General features: G+C 65.0%; 15 protein-coding genes. 9 read left to right on the plus strand and 6 right to left on the minus strand.

The genetic code is table 11. The annotated features are described in order from the left end of the window. Window positions 1-23: 23 nt before the first annotated feature. Window positions 24-2,678, minus strand: coding sequence for a DNA mismatch repair protein MutS (gene mutS, locus CHX26_RS01625; RefSeq protein WP_442956914.1), 2,655 nt, complete (start codon window positions 2,676-2,678; stop codon window positions 24-26). 152 nt (window positions 2,679-2,830) lie between these two features. Between mutS and CHX26_RS01630 the strand changes: the two genes are divergently transcribed. Together CHX26_RS01630 and CHX26_RS01635 are read left to right on the plus strand one after the other, a co-directional pair. Continuing rightward, window positions 2,831-5,092 (plus strand): NADP-dependent malic enzyme, encoded by a 2,262-nt coding sequence (locus tag CHX26_RS01630; RefSeq protein WP_104940873.1) that lies wholly within the window; start codon window positions 2,831-2,833, stop codon window positions 5,090-5,092. Next, entirely contained in the window at window positions 5,089-5,481 is a 393-nt protein-coding gene (locus tag CHX26_RS01635) for a hypothetical protein (RefSeq protein WP_104940874.1), read from the plus strand. Before CHX26_RS01630 ends, CHX26_RS01635 begins: the two co-directional genes overlap by 4 nt. 103 nt (window positions 5,482-5,584) lie before the next feature. On the opposite strand, the gene trmB is transcribed toward CHX26_RS01635, so the two are convergent. The 4 genes from trmB to lptB form a co-directional block, all read right to left on the minus strand. Further along, window positions 5,585-6,286 (minus strand): tRNA (guanine(46)-N(7))-methyltransferase TrmB, encoded by a 702-nt coding sequence (gene trmB, locus CHX26_RS01640; RefSeq protein ID WP_104940875.1) that lies wholly within the window; start codon window positions 6,284-6,286, stop codon window positions 5,585-5,587. A gap of 172 nt (window positions 6,287-6,458) precedes the next feature. Continuing rightward, window positions 6,459-7,154, minus strand: a complete 696-nt coding sequence (ctrA, locus tag CHX26_RS01645) for a response regulator transcription factor CtrA (protein ID WP_104940876.1) — start codon at window positions 7,152-7,154, stop codon at window positions 6,459-6,461. 202 nt (window positions 7,155-7,356) lie between these two features. Continuing rightward, window positions 7,357-8,853 (minus strand): RNA polymerase factor sigma-54, encoded by a 1,497-nt coding sequence (rpoN, locus tag CHX26_RS01650; RefSeq protein ID WP_104940877.1) that lies wholly within the window; start codon window positions 8,851-8,853, stop codon window positions 7,357-7,359. A 174-nt stretch (window positions 8,854-9,027) separates the two neighbouring features. Beyond that, the gene (lptB, locus tag CHX26_RS01655) at window positions 9,028-9,804 is read right to left on the minus strand and encodes an LPS export ABC transporter ATP-binding protein (RefSeq protein ID WP_104940878.1); all 777 of its coding nucleotides are present in this window, start codon (window positions 9,802-9,804) and stop codon (window positions 9,028-9,030) included. A 168-nt stretch (window positions 9,805-9,972) separates the two neighbouring features. On the opposite strand from lptB, the gene CHX26_RS01660 reads away from it, so the two are divergent. Then, window positions 9,973-10,437, plus strand: coding sequence for a hypothetical protein (locus CHX26_RS01660; protein WP_233997237.1), 465 nt, complete (start codon window positions 9,973-9,975; stop codon window positions 10,435-10,437). A 231-nt stretch (window positions 10,438-10,668) separates the two neighbouring features. On the opposite strand, the gene ppa is transcribed toward CHX26_RS01660, so the two are convergent. Then, window positions 10,669-11,199, minus strand: coding sequence for an inorganic diphosphatase (gene ppa, locus CHX26_RS01665; protein ID WP_104940880.1), 531 nt, complete (start codon window positions 11,197-11,199; stop codon window positions 10,669-10,671). Window positions 11,200-11,304: 105 nt separating this feature from the next. Between ppa and hisS the strand changes: the two genes are divergently transcribed. The 6 genes from hisS to metK all read left to right on the plus strand — a co-directional run bounded on the left by hisS (window position 11,305) and on the right by metK (window position 18,564). Then, complete coding sequence (gene hisS / locus CHX26_RS01670) at window positions 11,305-12,567, plus strand: histidine--tRNA ligase (protein ID WP_104940881.1); 1,263 nt, start codon at window positions 11,305-11,307, stop codon at window positions 12,565-12,567. A gap of 107 nt (window positions 12,568-12,674) precedes the next feature. After that, the gene (gene prfA / locus CHX26_RS01675; protein ID WP_104940882.1) at window positions 12,675-13,742 is read left to right on the plus strand and encodes a peptide chain release factor 1; all 1,068 of its coding nucleotides are present in this window, start codon (window positions 12,675-12,677) and stop codon (window positions 13,740-13,742) included. Between the two features lie 91 nt (window positions 13,743-13,833). After that, window positions 13,834-14,655, plus strand: a complete 822-nt coding sequence (prmC, locus tag CHX26_RS01680) for a peptide chain release factor N(5)-glutamine methyltransferase (protein WP_104940883.1) — start codon at window positions 13,834-13,836, stop codon at window positions 14,653-14,655. 262 nt (window positions 14,656-14,917) lie between these two features. Next, window positions 14,918-15,628, plus strand: a complete 711-nt coding sequence (locus CHX26_RS01685; RefSeq protein WP_104940884.1) for a DUF4167 domain-containing protein — start codon at window positions 14,918-14,920, stop codon at window positions 15,626-15,628. A gap of 5 nt (window positions 15,629-15,633) precedes the next feature. Continuing rightward, on the plus strand, window positions 15,634-17,241 hold the full coding sequence (lnt, locus tag CHX26_RS01690; protein ID WP_104940885.1) for an apolipoprotein N-acyltransferase: 1,608 nt from the start codon (window positions 15,634-15,636) through the stop codon (window positions 17,239-17,241). 99 nt (window positions 17,242-17,340) lie between these two features. After that, window positions 17,341-18,564 (plus strand): methionine adenosyltransferase, encoded by a 1,224-nt coding sequence (metK, locus tag CHX26_RS01695; protein WP_104940886.1) that lies wholly within the window; start codon window positions 17,341-17,343, stop codon window positions 18,562-18,564. Window position 18,565: the final 1 nt, after the last annotated feature.

An 18,565-nucleotide genomic window follows, 5' to 3' on the forward strand; every position in this document is an offset into this window, starting at 1 on the left:
GCAGGGTTAAGCCTTGGTTGAAATCACGCCTCGCGGCGCGGCAGGGCGCGCTTCCATTCGTAGAGCAGATCAAGCGCCTCGCGCGGGGTCAGCGCGTCGAGATCGGTGGCGCTGAGCGCCTCGGCGAGCTGCTGTTCGGGCGAAGGGGCGGCCGGTTCAGCAGCAAGGTTGGCAAACAGCGGCAAGTCGCCCAGCCCTGCCGCGATGCCGCCGGTCGCGGCGCGGGTCGCCTCCAGCTTTTCCAGCACCGCCTTGGCGCGGGCCACCACCGGCGCCGGAACCCCCGCCAGCCGCGCGACGGCAAGACCGTAGGAGCGATCCGCCGGGCCATCGGCGAGTTCGTGCAGCAGCACCAGATCGCCCTGCCATTCCCGCGCGCGGACATGGTGCAGGGAGAGCGCCTCACAGGTCTCTGCCAGTCGCGCAAGTTCATGATAATGCGTGGCGAACAGGCAGCGGCATTGAATGTGCGAATGCACCGCCTCGGCCACCGCCCAGGCCAGCGCGAGGCCATCATAGGTCGATGTGCCGCGCCCGACCTCGTCAAGGATCACGAAGCTGCGATCCGTCGCCTGCGCGAGAATGGCGGCGGTTTCGACCATCTCGACCATGAAGGTCGAACGCCCCCGCGCGAGGTTGTCGGCGGCACCCACCCGGCTGAACAGCCGGTCGACCAGGCCGATGCGCGCTGCCGACGCAGGCACGAAACAGCCCGACTGGGCGAGTATGACAATCAAGGCGTTCTGGCGCAGGAAGGTCGACTTGCCGCCCATGTTCGGGCCGCCGATCAGCCACAGGCGATTGGCCTGCGAAAGCTGGCAATCATTGGCAACGAACCGCTCCCCGGCCTTGGCAAGCGCCGCTTCGACCACCGGATGCCGCCCGGCGGTGATGGCAAGGCCAGTGTCCTCGGAAATTTCCGGGCGACACCAGTCCCCCTCCGCCGCGCGTTCGGCATTGCCAGCACCGACATCGAGCCGGGCGAGCGCGGCAGCGGTGGCCGCGATCCCTTCGCGCGCCGCGATCACGGCGGCGACCAGTTCTTCGAAATGGGCTTCTTCCGCCGCCAGTGCATGGCCCCCGGCCTCGGCGATGCGGGCGGCTTCCTCGTGCAACCGCAACGAGTTGAACCGCACCGCGTCCTTCATCGTCTGGCGGTGGGTAAAGCCGCTGTCGGGCGCCATCAGCCGGTCGGCATGGCGCGCGCCAACCTCGATGAAATAGCCCAGCACCCCGTTATGGCGGATCTTGAGCGAGGCGATTCCGGTTTCGTCACGATAGCGTGCCTCCATCGCGGCAATCGCCCGGCGCGCATCGCCCGAAGTGGCCCGCAATTCATCGAGCGCCGCATCATAGCCATCGGCAATGAAACCGCCGCCGGAGCGCTCGGTCGGGGGCGAGGGCACCAGCGCGCGGCTCAGCAAGTCGGTCAGCGCGCCGTGCCCGGTGAGGCGGGCGGTCGCCTCGATCAACAACGCAGGGGCATCGGGTGCGCCGCTCAGCCAGTGGTTCAGCCGCGCGGCCTCGGAGAGCCCATCGCGCAACTGCCCGAGATCGCGCGGGCTACCCCGACCCGCCACCACCCGGCCCAGCGCGCGGCCCAGATCGGGAACACTGCGCAGAATGTCGCGCAATTGCGCCCGCTCGATGGGCCGATCCCGCCAGAACTGCACCAACCCCAGCCGCGCCTCGATCGCCGCCATATCAAGCAGCGGTGCGGACAGGTCCTCCGCGAGCAGCCGCGATCCCGCCCCGGTAACGCAGCGATCCACCGCGCCGATCAGGCTCCCCGCGCGTCCGCCCTGCGCCGACTCAAGAATTTCGAGGCTCCCGCGCGTCGCCGCGTCCATCGCCATCGCGCTTGCGGTTTCGCGCAGCACCGGGGGCAGCAGCAGCGGCAGACGCCCGCGCCCGACATGGTCGAGATAGCTCACCAGCCCCCCCGCCGCCGCCAGCATCGCGCGGCTGAACGCCCCGAAGGCATCGAGCGTCGCCACCCCGTGCAGAGCCTTCAACCGTTCCGCCCCGGCATCGCTGGCGAAGGTCGTGCGCGGGCGATAGATCGCCTCCTCTGCGGCCCCGAAGCTCTCGGCGTGCCAATCCTCTGGCACCACCACCTCGCTAGGCGAGAGCCGCGCCAGCGCCGCGCCCAGCGCCTCGGCGGCGCATTCCTCCAGCACCATCGCGCCGGTCGAGACATCGACCGCCGCAATGCCGATCACGCCCCGCAATTCCGCCAGCGCGACCAGCACATTGGCACGGCGCGGTTCGAGCAGCGCCTCCTCGGTCAGCGTGCCCGCCGTCACCAGCCGCACGATGGCGCGGCCCACCAGCACCTTGGACGACGGCGTGCCTTCACGCTTGGCCCGCGCCTTGGCTTCGTCGGGCGTTTCGACCTGTTCGGCAATCGCCACCCGGCAGCCCGCCTTGATCAGGCGCGCCAGATAGCTTTCCGCCGAATGCACCGGCACCCCGCACATCGGGATCGGCGCGCCATTATGCTCGCCCCGCGTCGTCAATGCGATGTCGAGGATCTGCGCCGCCCGCTTGGCGTCTTCGAAGAACAGCTCGAAGAAATCGCCCATGCGATAGAACAGCAACGCATCGCCCGCCTCTTCCCGCAAGGCGAGATATTGCGCCATCATCGGGGTGGGTTTGGAATCGGAGAGCGCCGCCATCCCCCTCGCCTAGCCCCTTCGCCGGCGATTCGGGAATGTCGGCTGTTGCAGCTTTCCCCCGACCTGGTGCGATAAACGGCCTATCGCATCGGCGCACGCATCGCTAAGCGAAGCCTGAGTTTACCTTACGGACGCAAGAGGGATCAGGCACCATGGCCGAGGAAAATAAGGGCGGCTTCACCACGCGCGAGGCGCTGTTCTATCACGAAACCATTCGCCCCGGTAAGCTGGAGATCGTCGCCACCAAGCCGATGACCTCGCAGCGCGACCTCAGCCTTGCCTATTCGCCCGGCGTGGCCGCCCCGGTCGAAGCGATTGCCGCCGATCCCTCGCTTGCCGCGCGCTATACCGCCAAGGCGAACCTTGTCGCAGTGATCAGCAACGGCACCGCAATCCTTGGCCTCGGCAATCTCGGCGCGTTGGCATCGAAGCCGGTGATGGAAGGCAAGGCGGTGCTGTTCAAGCGGTTCGCCGACGTGGACTCGATCGACATCGAACTCGCCACCGAAGACCCGGAAGCCTTCATCAATGCGGTCGCGCTGATGGAGCCGACCTTCGGCGGCATCAACCTTGAGGATATCAAGGCGCCCGAATGCTTCATCATCGAGGCCGCCCTGCGCGAACGGATGAAGATCCCGGTGATGCATGATGACCAGCATGGCACCGCCATCATCACGGCAGCGGGCCTGCTCAATGCCTGCCACCTCACCGGACGCGATATCAAGGACGTGAAGGTGGTGGTCAACGGCGCGGGCGCGGCGGCCATCGCCTGCACCGCGCTGATCAAGGCGATGGGCGTGCGCCACGAAAACGTCATCATGTGCGACCGTTCCGGCCCGATCACCCCGGGCCGCGAAGGGATGGACCAGTGGAAAAGCGCCCACGCCGTTGCCACCACCGCCACCAGCCTTGAAGAGGCGCTGGCGGGCGCGGACATCTTCCTCGGCCTGTCGGCGGCAGGGGCGCTCAAGCCCGACTGGGTCAAGAAGATGGCGGACAAGCCGATCATCTTCGCCATGGCCAACCCCGTGCCGGAAATCATGCCCGATGAAGCCAAGGCCGTGCGCCCTGACGCGATCATCGCCACCGGACGCAGCGATTTCCCCAATCAGGTCAACAATGTCCTCGGCTTCCCCTTCATCTTCCGCGGGGCGCTGGATGTGCAGGCGACCACCATCAACGAGGAAATGAAGGTCGCCGCTGCCGAAGCCATCGCCGAGCTTGCCCGCCAGCAGGTGCCGGAAGAAGTCGCGAGCGCCTATGGCAAGAACCACAAGTTCGGGACCGATTACATCATCCCCGCGCCGTTCGACCCGCGCCTGATCGAGGTTGTGTCCTCCGCCGTCGCCAAGGCAGCGATGGATTCCGGCGTCGCCCGCGCGCGGATCGAGGATTTTGAGGCCTATCGTGTCGCCCTGCGCTCACGCCTCAACCCGACCACCTCGGTGCTGACCGGGGTCTATGAAATCGCCAAGGCCAATCCCAAGCGCATGGTATTTGCCGAGGCCGAGGAGGAAGTGGTGCTGCGCGCCGCGATCCAGTTCCGCGATTTCGGTTATGGCACGCCCGTTCTGGTGGGCCGCACCAAGGCGGTGCTGGACAAGCTGCATCAGCTTTCCGTGAGCGATCCCGGGAGCTTCGAGATCCAGAACTCCGCCGACAGCGAACACGTGCCGGCAATGGTCGACTATCTCTACAAGCGGCTCCAGAGGCGCGGCTATACCCTGCGCGACGTGCGGCGACTGGTGAATCAGGAACGCAATGTGTTCGCCGCGCTGCTGGTCGCGCTCGGGCACGGCGAAGGCATGATCACCGGTATGACCCGCACCTTCGCCCAGACCGTGCGCGAGGTGAACCTGGTGCTCGACAAGAAGCCTGAGGCGCTGCCTTTCGGCATCCACATGATGATCGGCAAGCACCACACCACCTTCCTGGCCGATACCACCATCAACGAACGCCCGAGCGCGGCGGAACTGGCGCATATCGCCAAGGAAACCGCTGGGGTCGCCCGGCGCATGGGGCATGAACCGCGGGTGGCGTTCCTGTCTTATTCGACCTTCGGCAACCCCTCCGGTCAGTGGCTCGCCAATATCCGCGAGGCGGTGGCGATCCTCGACAAGGAAGATCCGGGCTTCGAGTATGAAGGCGAAATGGCGCCCGATGCGGCGCTCAACCCCAAGGTGATGGCGCTTTATCCCTTCAGCCGCCTGTCCGGCCCGGCCAATGTGCTGATCATGCCGGGGCTGCAATCGGCCAACCTTTCGGCCAAGCTGCTGCGCGAACTGGGCAGCAATGCCACTGTCGGGCCGATGCTGATCGGGATGGAAAAGCCGGTGCAGATCGTGCCGATGACGGCGCTGGCGCCTGATGTGCTGACGCTGGCGGTGCTGTCCAGCGCGGGGGTTGTGGGGTGAGGATCCTGCGCGCCGCCATTGCCTATTGGGCGGTGGTGTTCGCGCTGGGATTTGTGCTTGGCACCGTGCGGGTGCTGTGGCTCGCGCCTCTGGTCGGGCTGATGCCCGCCACTGCGCTGGAACTGCCGGTGATGCTGGGGGCGAGCTGGCTGGCGAGCGGCTGGCTGGTGCGGCGGTTCGGCATTGCGCAGCCCGGCGAAGCACTGGCGGTGGGGCTTGCCGCCTTCGCTTTGCTGATGGCGGCGGAGTGTGCGCTCGCCGTGACGATGGTAGGGCAGAGCCCGGCACAGTGGCTCGCCGACCTGCGCCAGCCGCACGCACTGCTGGGACTGGCAGGGCAGATCGTCTTTGCGCTGATGCCGTGGTGGCGGGTACGCGGGGCGGCCTAGCCAGGCCCAGACCTCGGTCAGACCCCGTCCAGACCCCGTCCAGACCCCTCCCAGCCCGGCGTCAGATCACGCTTTTTTGCTGTTTCACGTGAAACATCGCGAGCTAACGCCGCCGGAAGCGGAAGTACCAGACCTCGTGACCGTAAACGGTGCGCGCCTTGTGCTCATAGCGCGTTTCAGGCCAGCCTGACGGACGCACCTGCCAGTTTTCCGGTTTCTCGACCACCCACTCGAACAGGTCGGTGTGGCGCTGCATCACCATCAGCGCGTGGCGCAGATAGACCGCGTGATCGGTGCCGAAGCGGAATTCTCCGCCGGGTTTCATCTTCTGCGCGAACAGCCGCACCGGGCCATCATTCATCATGCGCCGCTTGGCGTGGCGGGCCTTGGGCCAGGGGTCGGGGTGGAGCAGGTAGAGCATCGTCAGCGCGCCATCGGGAATTCGCTGGAGCACCTCCAAGGCGTCACCGTGATGCAGGCGGATATTGGCGAGGCGCTGGTCCGCCATATGGGTCAGCGCCTGCGCGACACCATTGACGAAGGGCTCAGCCCCGATGAAGCCGTGATCGGGCAGCAGATCGGCGCGATAGGCAAGATGCTCGCCCCCACCGAAGCCGATTTCGAAGTGCAGCGGGCGCGAATCGCCGAACAGCACCTCGGACGTCACCGGGCCTTCAGCAGGCACAGCTATCTGCGGCAGAAGGTTATCGACCAACCCCTGCTGATACTTGCGCAGCTTCTTGCCGACCGAACGACCGTAAAGCCGCGTGATGGTGGTCGGATCGCCTTCCTTGAATGCCGTCATGCGCGGCCCATAGAAAAACGCCCGAGGTGTTTCCACCCCGGGCGCGATGTTTGTTGATAGCGCTGTTTCGGCCCAAGGGACCGCGAGCGCACGGCGCGCGCCGCAGGCGCTCAAGCCCGCATGGCTTGAAACAGCGCCGAGGAGGAACCCGCGGAGGCGGGTTCCTCAATAATTAAGCCGCTTCAACCGCCTCGTCGGCGTCACGCAGCACGTAGCCGCGGCCCCAGACGGTTTCGATGTAATTGTCCCCGCCGCATGCCAGCGACAGCTTCTTGCGCAGCTTGCAGATGAACACGTCGATGATCTTGAGTTCGGGCTCGTCCATCCCGCCATAGAGGTGGTTGAGGAACATTTCCTTGGTCAGCGTCGTGCCCTTGCGCAAGCTGAGCAGCTCGAGCATCGCATATTCCTTGCCGGTCAGGTGCACGCGGGCGCCATCGACTTCGACGGTCTTGGCGTCGAGGTTCACTGCCAGCTTGCCAGTGCGGATCACCGACTGCGAATGGCCCTTCGAACGGCGCACCACGGCATAGATGCGGGCGACCAGTTCTTCGCGGTGGAACGGCTTGGTCACGTAGTCATCAGCGCCGAAACCGAAGCTGCGGATCTTCGAATCCATTTCCGAAATACCCGAAAGGATCAGCACCGGGGTCTGCACCTTGGCGACGCGCAGCTTCTTGAGCACGTCATAGCCATGCATGTCAGGCAGGTTCAGATCGAGCAGGATGATATCGTAATCATACAGCTTGCCGAGGTCCAAGCCTTCTTCACCCAGGTCGGTCGAATAGACGTTGAAGCCTTCGGTGGTGAGCATCAGCTCGATTGCCTTGGCAGTGGTCGGTTCATCTTCGATGAGCAGAACGCGCATTGCAGTCCCCTGTCTTACCCCTTGGTAACCCCCGCTTAGGAGAGGTTGCCGCCTGTTAACCACGCTGCTTGTCACCAAAAAAGGTTAATAAGAAGTTTAGCGCGTTAACTTTTTGGAGTGAGTCTTTCGAGTCACACTCCGAAAGGTGGAAATCGAACAGAAGCTAGAGGCTGCCAGCTGGCCTGTCGCCTGCGGGAAAGTGCTAGGACGCCCCCGCCAGCTTCTTCGCCCGCCGCCGCTCGGCGCTCGAGCCCAGCCCGATCGCCTCACGGTACTTCGCCACGGTGCGCCGGGCGAGGTCGAAGCCCTCCTTCTGGAGCATTTCGGAGAGTTGCTGGTCAGACAGGATATTCTTGATCGTCTCGGCATCGATCAGGGCCTTGATGCGGGCCTTGATCGCGGCGGATGATGCGCCCTCCCCATCCGCCGAGGCAACCCCGCTGGTAAAGAAATACTTCAGCTCGAACGTGCCGCGCGCGCAGGCGAGATATTTGTTGCTGGTGACGCGGCTGACCGTGCTTTCATGCATCTCGATCTGTTCGGCCACCTCGCGCAAGGTCAGCGGGCGCAGTTCGGATACGCCGCGGCGGAAGAATCCGTCCTGCTGCTTCACGATCTCGGCAGCGGTCTTGAGGATGGTCTTCTGGCGCTGGTCGAGCGCGCGGATCAACCAATGGGCGTCAGCCAGCTTCTCTTTGAGCCACCCTTGCGATTCCTTGCTGGTTGCCCCGGCATTCAGCTCGAGGAAATAGCCGCGGTTGACGATCAACTTGGGCAGAGTGTCCTCGTTCAAGGCAATATCCCAGCCGCCGCTCGCATTGGCGGTGACGAGAACATCGGGCACCACCATCCCCGCATCCGACGGTGCGAAAGCGAGACCGGGCCGGGGATTGTAGCTGCGCAGCTCCCGCAGCATGTCGGCGAAGTCCTCGTCATCGACGCGGCACAGGCGTTTCAGCCGCTCGACCTCCCCGCGCGCCACCAGATCGAGATTGTCGATCAGCGCCTTCATGCAGGGGTCGTAACGATCCGCCTCGCGCGCCTGAATGGCGATGCATTCGGCCAGATTGCGCGCCCCCACGCCAGAAGGATCGAGCGATTGCACCAGCCGAAGGGCCGCCTTGGCGTCGAAGAAATCGACCCCGAGATCGTCCGCCACCTCGTCCAGCGGGATGGTGAGATAGCCCGCTTCGTCCAGCAGCCCGATAATCTGGCGGGCAATCGCGACGGTCTGGGGATCGCTGGCCACGGCGCCCAACTGGCCTTCCAGATGTTCGACCAGCGTCACCTCGGCAGCGCGCAGCTGCTCCCAATCGGGCAGATCGTCGAAATCGCCGCCCGAACCGACGGCCGCGCCCCATTCGGCATCGCGCATGTTCGGCCCCGCGCCGTCCCCGGTGTCGAAATCGCGGTCCACCGCAGACAGATCGAGCGGCGCGTCGCCCTCGCCGCCGCCCGCCAGCATCAGCTGATCGGCGGTCGCGTCTTCACCGGCAGGCGCGGCGATTTCGATCCTCTCGGCCTCGCCGGGCTCGGCCGGGCCGCCGGTGTCGAGCAGCGGATTGGCCTCCAGCGCCTCGGCAATGAAGGTTTCGATTTCGAGATTGGAGGCCGCCAGCAGCTTGATCGCCTGCTGCAATTGCGGCGTCATCACCAGCGATTGGGTCTGCCGGATATCGAGGCGGGGGCCTAATGCCATTATGCGTCGATCCGCATTTCGCTTCGCAAAATGGTGCGCGCGGCCCCAGCCCGCTCCCCCGCCCTTCCACCCGGGATCCTATCCTGAAGGGCGGAAGGGCGGGGGAGCGGGCTGGCTTGGAACCTGGTGGACCAAGACCCGCCCCAAATCATCACATCGCCTCCCACCGGAAAATCACAACGTGAAGCTCTCGCCGAGATAGAGCCGCCGCACGTTCTCGTCGGCGACCAGTTCCTGCGGGGAACCGGCAAACAGCACCTGCCCGCCATAGATGATGCAGGCGCGGTCGACGATGTCGAGCGTTTCGCGTACGTTGTGATCGGTGATCAGCACCCCGATGCCACGCTGTTTCAGATCCTTCACCAGATCGCGGATGTCGCTGATCGAGAGCGGGTCGATCCCAGCGAATGGCTCATCCAGCAGCATGATCGAAGGCTTGGCCGCCAGCGCGCGGGCAATCTCGCAGCGCCGCCGCTCGCCCCCCGAAAGTGCCATTGCCGGGCTTTCGCGCAGGCGCGTCAGGCCGAATTCGTCGAGCAGCCGTTCCAGCTCGGCGGCGCGGGTGTCGCCATCAGGCTCCACCATTTCGAGTACGCAGGCGATGTTCTGTTCCACCGTCATGCCGCGAAAGATGCTTGTTTCCTGCGGCAGGTAGCCAAGGCCCAGGATCGCGCGGCGATACATCGGCAGCTTGGTCACGTCCTCGCCATCCATCAGGATGCGGCCCGAATCGGGCTTCACCAGGCCCATGATCGAATAGAAGCAGGTGGTCTTGCCCGCGCCGTTGGGGCCGAGAAGACCGAGGACCTCGCCCTTCGCCACGGTCAGCGAGATATCGGTCAGCACCGAGCGCTTGTCATAGCTCTTGGCGATCGAGATCACCTCCAGCCCACTGCCTGTCGGCTGGGGGATGTCCTCGCGGGGCGGATTGGTGAGGGCTGCAGTGCTCATGGTGTTCCGGCTTCCTTAGCAGCCCTGAAGCCTCAGAAAAGGGGCGCAAGCCATTTGGCAGGATTTTTGCTTAATCAGCGCCTGCGACTGTGCCGCGCCCAAGCGGCTGATCAAAGCCCGTGCAATTCCCGTGCCTTGCAGTGCGCCTGATGCGTGCCGCGCAACAAAATGGCGGATTTCTGCGCCTTCTTGCAAGACTGTGTCAGCTTTGCGATAGTGCCGTCAAACACAGCAGACCGTTGGGGAGCGGCAGAGATGGTGAAATCGGGCGAAAGGGCCAAAGCCGAAGTCCTGTCGGCGGGTCGCACCCGCGACTGGCGCAAATCGATGAGCGACCACGTCGCTTATGGCCTGCTGGTCTATACCGGGCTCCAGATCTTCGTGACGATCAAGGCCCTGTCGGAAGGCTCATCGACAGCGCTGCCTTATCTGGCACTGATTGTCCTGGTTGCGGGGATCATCCCGGTGTGCCGCTGGTTCGAGAAACGCTGGGCCGACCTGGATGATGTACAGGCCGCCGACCGGACTTACGCCCCCGCTTTCAAACGCGATGTCATCACGCTGTGGGCCGTGGCGATCGGCCTGCCTTTCGCGCTGACGCTGATCTTCAAGATGCTTCTGAGCATTTTTTGAGTTCCGCACGCCATCCGGCGTGCGAAATCCTCGCTCACACGGCCTGAAGGCCGCATCGCTGCGGGCGGCCGTTTGGCCTTGCCGTCGCTACGCGACCGGTGTCAACGCATCCCGTAACTGTTAACACCGATCCGGCCCGCAGGGCCGCGAGCGCAAGCGCGCGAGCCGCAGGTGCCCCGTGGCGCACGCCACGGGAATAGCGCCGAGGATGCAGCCGCGGAGGCGGCTGCACTACTTGGAAGCGTACCGCTCGATCGCTTCAATGGTGATCCGCCGCGCCTCGGCTGCATCGCCCCAGCTGCCAACACGCACCCACTTTTCGGCTTCCAGATCCTTGTAATGGGTGAAGAAGTGCTCGATCTGCTGGAAGATGATTGAGGGCAGGTCGTTGGTTTCGACCACATCAGCGTAATACGGGAAGGTCTCGTTCACCGGAACGCAAACCAGCTTTTCATCGCCCCCCTGCTCGTCTTCGAGGTTGAGCACCCCGATCGGCCGCGCACGGACCACGCAGCCCGGAATGAAGGGCGAGCGCGAAATCACCAGCGCATCGAGCGGGTCGCCATCGGGCGACAGCGTGTGCGGGACGAAGCCGTAATTGGCCGGATAGCGCATCGGGGTGTGCAGGATGCGGTCAACGAACAGCGCGCCGCTTTCCTTGTCGAATTCGTACTTCACCGGCTCGCCGCCGGTCGGTACTTCGATAATGACGTTGAGATCGTTCGGCGGGTTCTTGCCGGTCGGGATCTTGTCGATGCGCATGGCTGTTCTCTTTTGTGGCTTGCGATTGAGAGAGGTAACGCGCCGCCCCTTAATCGGTGCCGCAGGATTGCGAAAGGGGCTCCTTCGGCCTAATCGCGCGAGCCTATGAGCAAGAAGACACCCCAAGCGATCAGAGGCACCCAGGACATCTTCGGCGCGGACGCCGAGGCCTTCGCCTTCGTGGTCGAAACATTCGAGCGTGTGCGGCGGCTCTATCGCTTCCGCCGGGTGGAAATGCCGGTGTTCGAAAAGACCGAGGTGTTCGCGCGCAGTCTGGGCGAGACCACCGATGTGGTGTCGAAGGAGATGTATTCCTTCGAGGACCGCGGCGGCGAGAGCCTGACCCTACGCCCCGAATTCACCGCCGGGATCGCGCGCGCGTTCCTTACCAACGGCTGGCAGCAATATGCGCCGCTGAAGGTCGCCACCCACGGCCCCCTGTTCCGCTATGAACGCCCGCAAAAGGGCCGCTACCGACAGTTCCACCAGATCGACGCCGAGGTGATCGGCGCGGGCGAACCGCAGGCCGATGTCGAGCTGCTGGCGATGGCGGATCAGCTGTTGAAGGAGCTCGGCATCAACGACGTGACCCTACACCTCAACACGCTGGGCGACGGGGCGAGCCGCGAGGCGTGGCGGGCGGCGCTGATCGAATACTTTCGTGCGGTGAAGGATCAGCTGTCCGAGGAATCGCAGGAACGGCTTGAGAAGAACCCGCTACGGATCCTCGATTCGAAGGATCCGAGGGACAAGCCGTTTCTGGCGGATGCGCCGAAGATCGATGCGTTTTTGTCGGAGGAGGCGAGCGCTTTCTTTGCAGCGGTGACCAGCGGGCTGGATGCGGCGGGCGTGAAGTGGGTACGGGCGGAAAGTCTTGTGCGCGGCCTCGACTACTACCGCCACACGGCCTTCGAGTTCATCCCCGACGAGGGCAGCGCCTCAGCAGCGGCCCTGGGGAGCCAGAGCACTGTGCTGGGCGGGGGGCGTTATGACGGGCTGATGGAATCTCTGGGGGGCGCGCCGACGCCTGCGGTGGGCTGGGCTGCGGGGATCGAGCGGCTGGCGATGCTGGTGGGGGCGCGGGAGGAGGCACAGGTCGATGTTATCGTCGTGGTAGAGAACGACAGCTTCGTTGCTCAGGGGATCACGGCTCTCCAGACCCTTCGCGCGAACGACTTTTCAGCCGACATGATCGCCTCGGGCTCACCACGGAAACGCTTTGATAAGGCGTCAAAAATCAATCCTAGGGCAATACTGTCAATTGGGGGGGAAGGAATCCGATCCGCACCAGTTCGAAGCAGCGAGGAAGACCTCACAAACCGGGTTGCCGACCTGATTTTTGGGTCTGGCATCCTCAACGAACGTTAGCCCCCCCGCCCCGGGCTTGACCCGGGGCCCCGCTTCCCTTTTTCCGCCGCTCGAGTAGATAGCGGGGTCCCGGATCAAGTCCGGGACGGTGAGTAAGAACCAGCACCATGCAAATCCCCCCCGAACGCCTCGAACAGATCGCGCACCGCTTTGCGGAGCTGGAAGCGCGCATGGCGTCGGGCACGCTGGAGGGCGAGGCCTTTGTCCGCGCTTCCCGCGACTACGCGGAACTGGAACCGGTGGCGAAGATCGCCGCCGAGGTGAAGGCCGCGCGTGAGGAGATGGCGGGGCTGCAAGAGATGCTTGCCGACCCGGAAATGAAGGCGATGGCCGAGGAGGAACTCGCCCACCTCAAGGCCACCCTCCCCGATCTCGAACGCCGCTTGGCCATCGCCCTTCTCCCCCGCGACTCCGCCGACTCCAAGCCCGCGATGCTCGAAATCCGCGCCGGCACGGGGGGCGATGAAGCCGCGCTGTTCGCCGCCGACCTCTACCGGATGTATGAAAAATACGCCGCCGAGCAGGGCTGGAAGGTCGAGCCGGTCAGCATCAACGCCTCGGACATCGGCGGCTACAAGGAGGTCATCGCCAACGTCACCGGCACCGGCGTGTTTGCCAAGCTGAAGTTCGAAAGCGGCGTCCACCGCGTCCAGCGCGTGCCCGTGACCGAGAGCGGCGGGCGCATCCACACCTCGGCGGCGACCGTCGCGGTGCTGGCTGAACCGGACGAGGTCGATGTGCAGATCGAGGATAAGGACCTCAAGATCGACGTCTACCGCGCGTCCGGAGCAGGCGGGCAGCACGTCAACACCACCGATTCGGCGGTGCGGATCACCCACCTGCCCACCGGCACCGTGGTGACATGTCAGGACGGGCGCAGCCAGCACAAGAACCGCGAAAAGGCGATGCAGGTGCTGCGCACGCGCCTCTACGACGCCCAGCGCGAGGCGACGCAAGGCGCCGAGGCCGAGGCGCGCAAGGCGATGGTCGGCAGCGGCGACCGGTCGGAGCGCATCCGCACCTACAACTTCCCCCAAGGCCGGGTGACCGATCACCGCATCGGGCTGACGCTGCACAAGCTGGAAGAAGTGCTCGCCGGGCCGGGGCTTGGCGAACTGATCGACGCCCTGATCGCCGAGGACGAGGGCAAGCGGCTGGCGGCGCTGAGCGAGTGAGGAACGATCCTCAAGCACCGTTCGTGTCGAGCGTAGTCGAGACACCTGCGCCAAGACCTCTCGACTACGCTCGAGGCGAACGGAGGACAGGATGACCGCAGGCGAAGCCATTCGCGCCGCCGCCGAGCGTCTCGCCTCCGTCAGCGACACCGCGCGGCTCGATGCAGAATTGCTGATGGCGCATCTGTTTGGAACCACACGCTCGACGCTGCTTTTGCGCCATATGCGCGAGCCCGCGCCCGAGCCATTTGCCGCATTGGTGGAGCGGCGCGCGAGCCACGAACCGGTCGCCTACATCACGGGTGAGGCGGAATTCTACGGGCTGACGCTGAGGGTAACCCCCGCCACCCTGATTCCCCGCAGCGACAGCGAAACACTGATCGAAGCGGCGCTGGATTGCATGGCCACGCAAGGTCGTGCGCTTGATCTTGGCACGGGCAGCGGGGCATTGCTGCTGGCAGTGCTGGGCGAGCAGTCAGGCTGGACGGGTTTGGGCATCGACGCTTCGGCGCAGGCGCTGGCCGTGGCGCAGGGTAATGCCGAAACGCTCGGGCTGGCTGATCGAACAGCCTTCGACCGGCGCGACTGGCGCACCCTCGGCTGGGCGGACGATCTCGGCACCTTCGACCTCGTCCTGTGCAACCCGCCCTATGTCGAAAGCGATGCGGTGCTCGACCGGCAGGTGGCCGCGTTCGAGCCTGCGACGGCGCTGTTTGCAGGCCCCGACGGGCTCGACGATTACCGCATCCTGATCCCCCAGTTGCGCGCGCTGATGAACGACACCGCGCTTGCGGTGCTGGAAATCGGGGCGAATCAGGCCGATGCGGTCAGCGCACTCGCGGATGCGGCCGGCTTTGGCGTAGAGCTGCGCCGCGACCTCGCGGGTCGCCCGCGCGCGCTGATCCTGCGCTAACCAAAAAGCGCAGCGGGGCTTGGCAAACGCCTTTAGCATCGCTACGTCGGTGGCTGGCCAGACGACCTGCGAAGGGCGCAAGTCGCTGGACCAAGCTCCTAAACTCAGCTGATCTGGCCGTCAGGGTAAGCCCCCGGCAGCCCGCAGCGCGGAGCGCGCGGCATGTTTTGGGCAAAGCCCGGCATCGCGCAAGGGCAAGGGGTCTGTGGGCCACGCGTGCAGTGATTTTATCGCGCGAGGCCGCTGATAAGGAACAACTTCCTTGAATAACAATCGCAACAACCGGCGTCGCGGTCGCGGCAACCGCAATCAGGGTGGCAATGGCGCCCAATTGAATCGGATCGACAGCCGGGCGCGCGGCAATGCCCCGCAGATGCTCGACAAGTACAAGAAGCTCGCACAGGATGCCCAGCACAACGGCGACCGGGTGCAGATGGAGTATTATCTCCAGTTTGCCGATCATTACTTCCGCGTGATCGCCGACAACAAGGCGCGGGCCGATGAACAGCGCGGCGGGCGTCGCAGCGACGAGCGCGAGCAAAGCGAGGATTTCAGCGACGACGATCTCGATTTCGACCGCGGCCGCCGTAGCGAACGCCCCATCCGCCAGCGGCAGGACGAAAGCGAGTCCTTCGTCGCTGGCGACGTCGAGGAAGGCGAGCCGGGGCAGGAGGGCGAGAGCTTCCTCGCCGATACGCCGGATGATGACCGCGACGACACGCAGCAGCGCTCGTCCGGGACCCGCCGGCAGCGCAAGCCCAGAGATGGCGGGCGTGAGGGCGGGCGTGACGAGAATCGCGGCGACCGTCAGGAGCGTGGCGAAAAGCGCGGCGACAAACCGGCACGTGGCCGCAAGCCGCGCAAGAGCGCCGATGATGGTGCTCCGACCGGCATCGATTCGTCGATCCTTCCGCCCTCGATCCGCGGGGATGACGCGGGCGGCGACAGCGGCGCGCTCGAAACCGTCGACTGATCGCCATGATGGAGCGGCTGGCGGCATTGCCTGCGCTGGCCCAGCGTCGCCCGGCGCTTGCGGCGATTGTGCTCGGCGCGCTGGCCGCCTGCGCCTACCCTCCGCTCCATCTCTGGCCGCTTGGGATGGCCGCGCTGGCAGGGTTCGTGTGGCTGATCCACTCTGCCGATAACTGGAAACAGGCACTGTGGCGCGGCTGGTGGTTCGGCTGGGCGCATCTGACGCTCGCCAACAACTGGATCGCCACCGCCTTCACCCATCAGGCGCAGATGCCCGAGTTTCTCGGGTGGGTCGCGGTACCGCTCCTGTGCATCTACCTCGCGTGGTATCCCGCGCTTGCCGCACTGGCGGCGCACCTGCTGGCCAGGAAGCGACCGCCATGGGCGTTCGGCATCGTGCTGGCGGGAGCATGGATCGTCACCGAATGGCTGAGGGGCTGGGTGTTCACGGGCTATCCCTGGCCGCCGCTCGGGCTGATGCTGCTGGGCGGGTGGGACACGCCGGGGGCAGCGATAGTGCTGCCGTTCATGGGAACCTATGCCTTTTCGGGTCTGACCCTGCTGCTGGCCGCAGCCCTGCTCGTCAACGCCCTCATCCGGCGTTGGGCCGGCGTGCTCGTGCCACTAGCCGGGATCGCCTTTGCCATGCACGCCCCGATCCGGCCTGCGATCATCGACAGCAAGCTGCGCTACACCCTCGTCCAGCCGCACATTCCCCAATCCGAGATCAACGACCCCTCCAAGTTCGAAGAGCAGTTCATCCGTATCGCCAACCTGACCTTGCCGGGACGGGATCAGTCGCGGCTTGTTCTGTGGCCCGAAAGCGCCATCCCCGACTACATCGAGGATGGTTATCCGCGGCGCTACTATCTTCAGATGACCGCGGGGGCTGATCCGGTGTTCGCCCGCGAGCGGATCGGGCGGGTGATCGGCCCGCAATCGACCGTGCTGACCGGGGTGGTGAACCTCAACATCGGCAAGCGCGCCGATGGCTCCCCTGGAGCGGTCAGCGCCCGCAATTCGGTCGCCGCGCTTGACGGCACGGGCGCAATCATCGCCGGTTACGACAAGGCGCATCTGGTGCCTTATGGCGAATACCTGCCGATGCGCCCGCTGCTGGAGCCGCTCGGCCTTTCGCGGCTGGTGGCGGGGAGCATTGATTACCTGCCCGGCCCCGGCCCGCGCACGCTTGAACTGGGCAAACAAGGCAAGGCCGGGATTCAGATCTGTTACGAGATCGTGTTTTCGGGCCATGTTGCTGACCGGACTAATCGCCCCGATTACATCTTCAACCCTTCGAACGATGGCTGGTTCGGCTGGTGGGGGCCGCCGCAGCATCTCGCGCAGGCGCGGATGCGGGCCATCGAGGAAGGCCTGCCGGTGCTGCGCTCCACTACTACCGGGATCAGCGCGGTGATCGACGCAAGCGGCGTGGTGCGCGGGACAATCGGCATGGGCAAGGCCGACAAGCTTGAAGGTTTTGTCCCCAAAGCTGCCCCTCCGACCCTGTTCAGCCATTGGGGGCACACGCTGACGTTGGCCTGGGCGGCGATTATGCTGGTGCTGGGTCTGGCTCTGCCGAGAGTGCTTGCGCTTGCCCGCGCGCGCGGCTAGGGCGGTCGGCAAGAAAGCGGGACATAAAGGTTTCCTTATATCTCTATAAGGTGCCGCATTCCTGCTCCGACCCGCCCATTCCAGCCCCCGGGGGACATCATGCGCACCAATTACCTGTTCACCTCCGAAAGCGTCTCCGAAGGCCATCCCGACAAGGTCTCCGACCAGATTTCCGATGCGATCGTCGATCTGTTCCTGTCGAAGGACCCCGAAGCGCGCATCGCCTGCGAGACCCTGACCACCACCCAGCTGGTGGTGCTGGCGGGCGAAATCCGTTGCAAGGGCGTCTACGAGAACGACGAATGGGCGCCCGGCGCCAAGGACGAAATCGAACAGGTCGTGCGCCAGACGGTGAAGCGCATCGGCTATGAACAGGATGGCTTCCACTGGGAGACCCTGCGTTTCGAAAACAACCTGCACGGCCAGTCGGCCCACATTGCGCAGGGCGTGGATGCGGGCGACAACAAGGACGAAGGCGCGGGCGACCAGGGGATCATGTTCGGTTATGCGACCGACGAGACCCCCGATCTGATGCCGGCGACGCTCTATTACAGCCACAAAATCCTTGAGCGTATGGCCGCCGATCGCCATTCGGGCGTTGCACCCTTTCTCGAACCCGACGCCAAGAGCCAGGTGACGCTGCGCTACGAGGAGTCTCTCCCGGTCGCGGCGACGGCGGTGGTTGTCTCGACCCAGCACAAGCCGGGTTACTGCCTGACCGGCGAGCACGCCGATCCAGCCAAGTACCGCGAGCTGGAAGCCTATGTGAAGCGCATCGTGTCCGAGGTGATCCCGCCGGTGCTGCTCCGCGAGACCAAGTATTACATCAACCCGACCGGGGCCTTCGAAATCGGCGGGCCGGACGGCGATGCAGGTCTTACGGGCCGCAAGATCATCGTCGACACCTATGGCGGCGCGGCCCCGCATGGCGGCGGCGCATTCTCCGGCAAGGACCCGACCAAGGTTGACCGTTCGGCGGCCTACATCACCCGCTATCTTGCCAAGAACGTGGTCGCTGCCGGCCTTGCCACGCGCTGCACCATCCAGATCGCCTACGCCATTGGCGTGTCAGAGCCGCTGAGCCTCTATGTCGACACGCACGAAACCGGCACCGTGGGCGACGACAAGATCGAACAAGCGATCCTAGGCATTGCCAAGCTGGGCGGGCTGACCCCGCGCAGCATCCGCACGCACCTTGGCCTCAACAAGCCGATCTATCAGCCGACCGCCGCCTATGGCCACTTCGGCCGCAAGGCAGAGGGCGATCTGTTCCCGTGGGAGCGGCTTGATCTGGTGGACGATCTGAAGGCTGCCTTCGCCTGAC

The organism is Porphyrobacter sp. HT-58-2, from assembly GCF_002952215.1.
Classification (GTDB): domain Bacteria; phylum Pseudomonadota; class Alphaproteobacteria; order Sphingomonadales; family Sphingomonadaceae; genus Erythrobacter.

Coding starts and splice junctions, on each gene's coding strand:
- ctrA (WP_104940876.1), bottom strand. CDS start 7,154: ATGCGCGTTCTGCTCATCGAAGATGAACCGACCACTGCCAAGGCAATC.
- mutS (WP_442956914.1), bottom strand. CDS start 2,678: ATGGCGGCGCTCTCCGATTCCAAACCCACCCCGATGATGGCGCAATAT.
- lnt (WP_104940885.1), top strand. CDS start 15,634: ATGATGGAGCGGCTGGCGGCATTGCCTGCGCTGGCCCAGCGTCGCCCG.
- lptB (WP_104940878.1), bottom strand. CDS start 9,804: ATGAGCACTGCAGCCCTCACCAATCCGCCCCGCGAGGACATCCCCCAG.
- prfA (WP_104940882.1), top strand. CDS start 12,675: ATGCAAATCCCCCCCGAACGCCTCGAACAGATCGCGCACCGCTTTGCG.
- trmB (WP_104940875.1), bottom strand. CDS start 6,286: ATGACGGCATTCAAGGAAGGCGATCCGACCACCATCACGCGGCTTTAC.
- CHX26_RS01630 (WP_104940873.1), top strand. CDS start 2,831: ATGGCCGAGGAAAATAAGGGCGGCTTCACCACGCGCGAGGCGCTGTTC.
- hisS (WP_104940881.1), top strand. CDS start 11,305: ATGAGCAAGAAGACACCCCAAGCGATCAGAGGCACCCAGGACATCTTC.
- metK (WP_104940886.1), top strand. CDS start 17,341: ATGCGCACCAATTACCTGTTCACCTCCGAAAGCGTCTCCGAAGGCCAT.
- prmC (WP_104940883.1), top strand. CDS start 13,834: ATGACCGCAGGCGAAGCCATTCGCGCCGCCGCCGAGCGTCTCGCCTCC.
- CHX26_RS01660 (WP_233997237.1), top strand. CDS start 9,973: ATGGCGGATTTCTGCGCCTTCTTGCAAGACTGTGTCAGCTTTGCGATA.
- rpoN (WP_104940877.1), bottom strand. CDS start 8,853: ATGGCATTAGGCCCCCGCCTCGATATCCGGCAGACCCAATCGCTGGTG.
- ppa (WP_104940880.1), bottom strand. CDS start 11,199: ATGCGCATCGACAAGATCCCGACCGGCAAGAACCCGCCGAACGATCTC.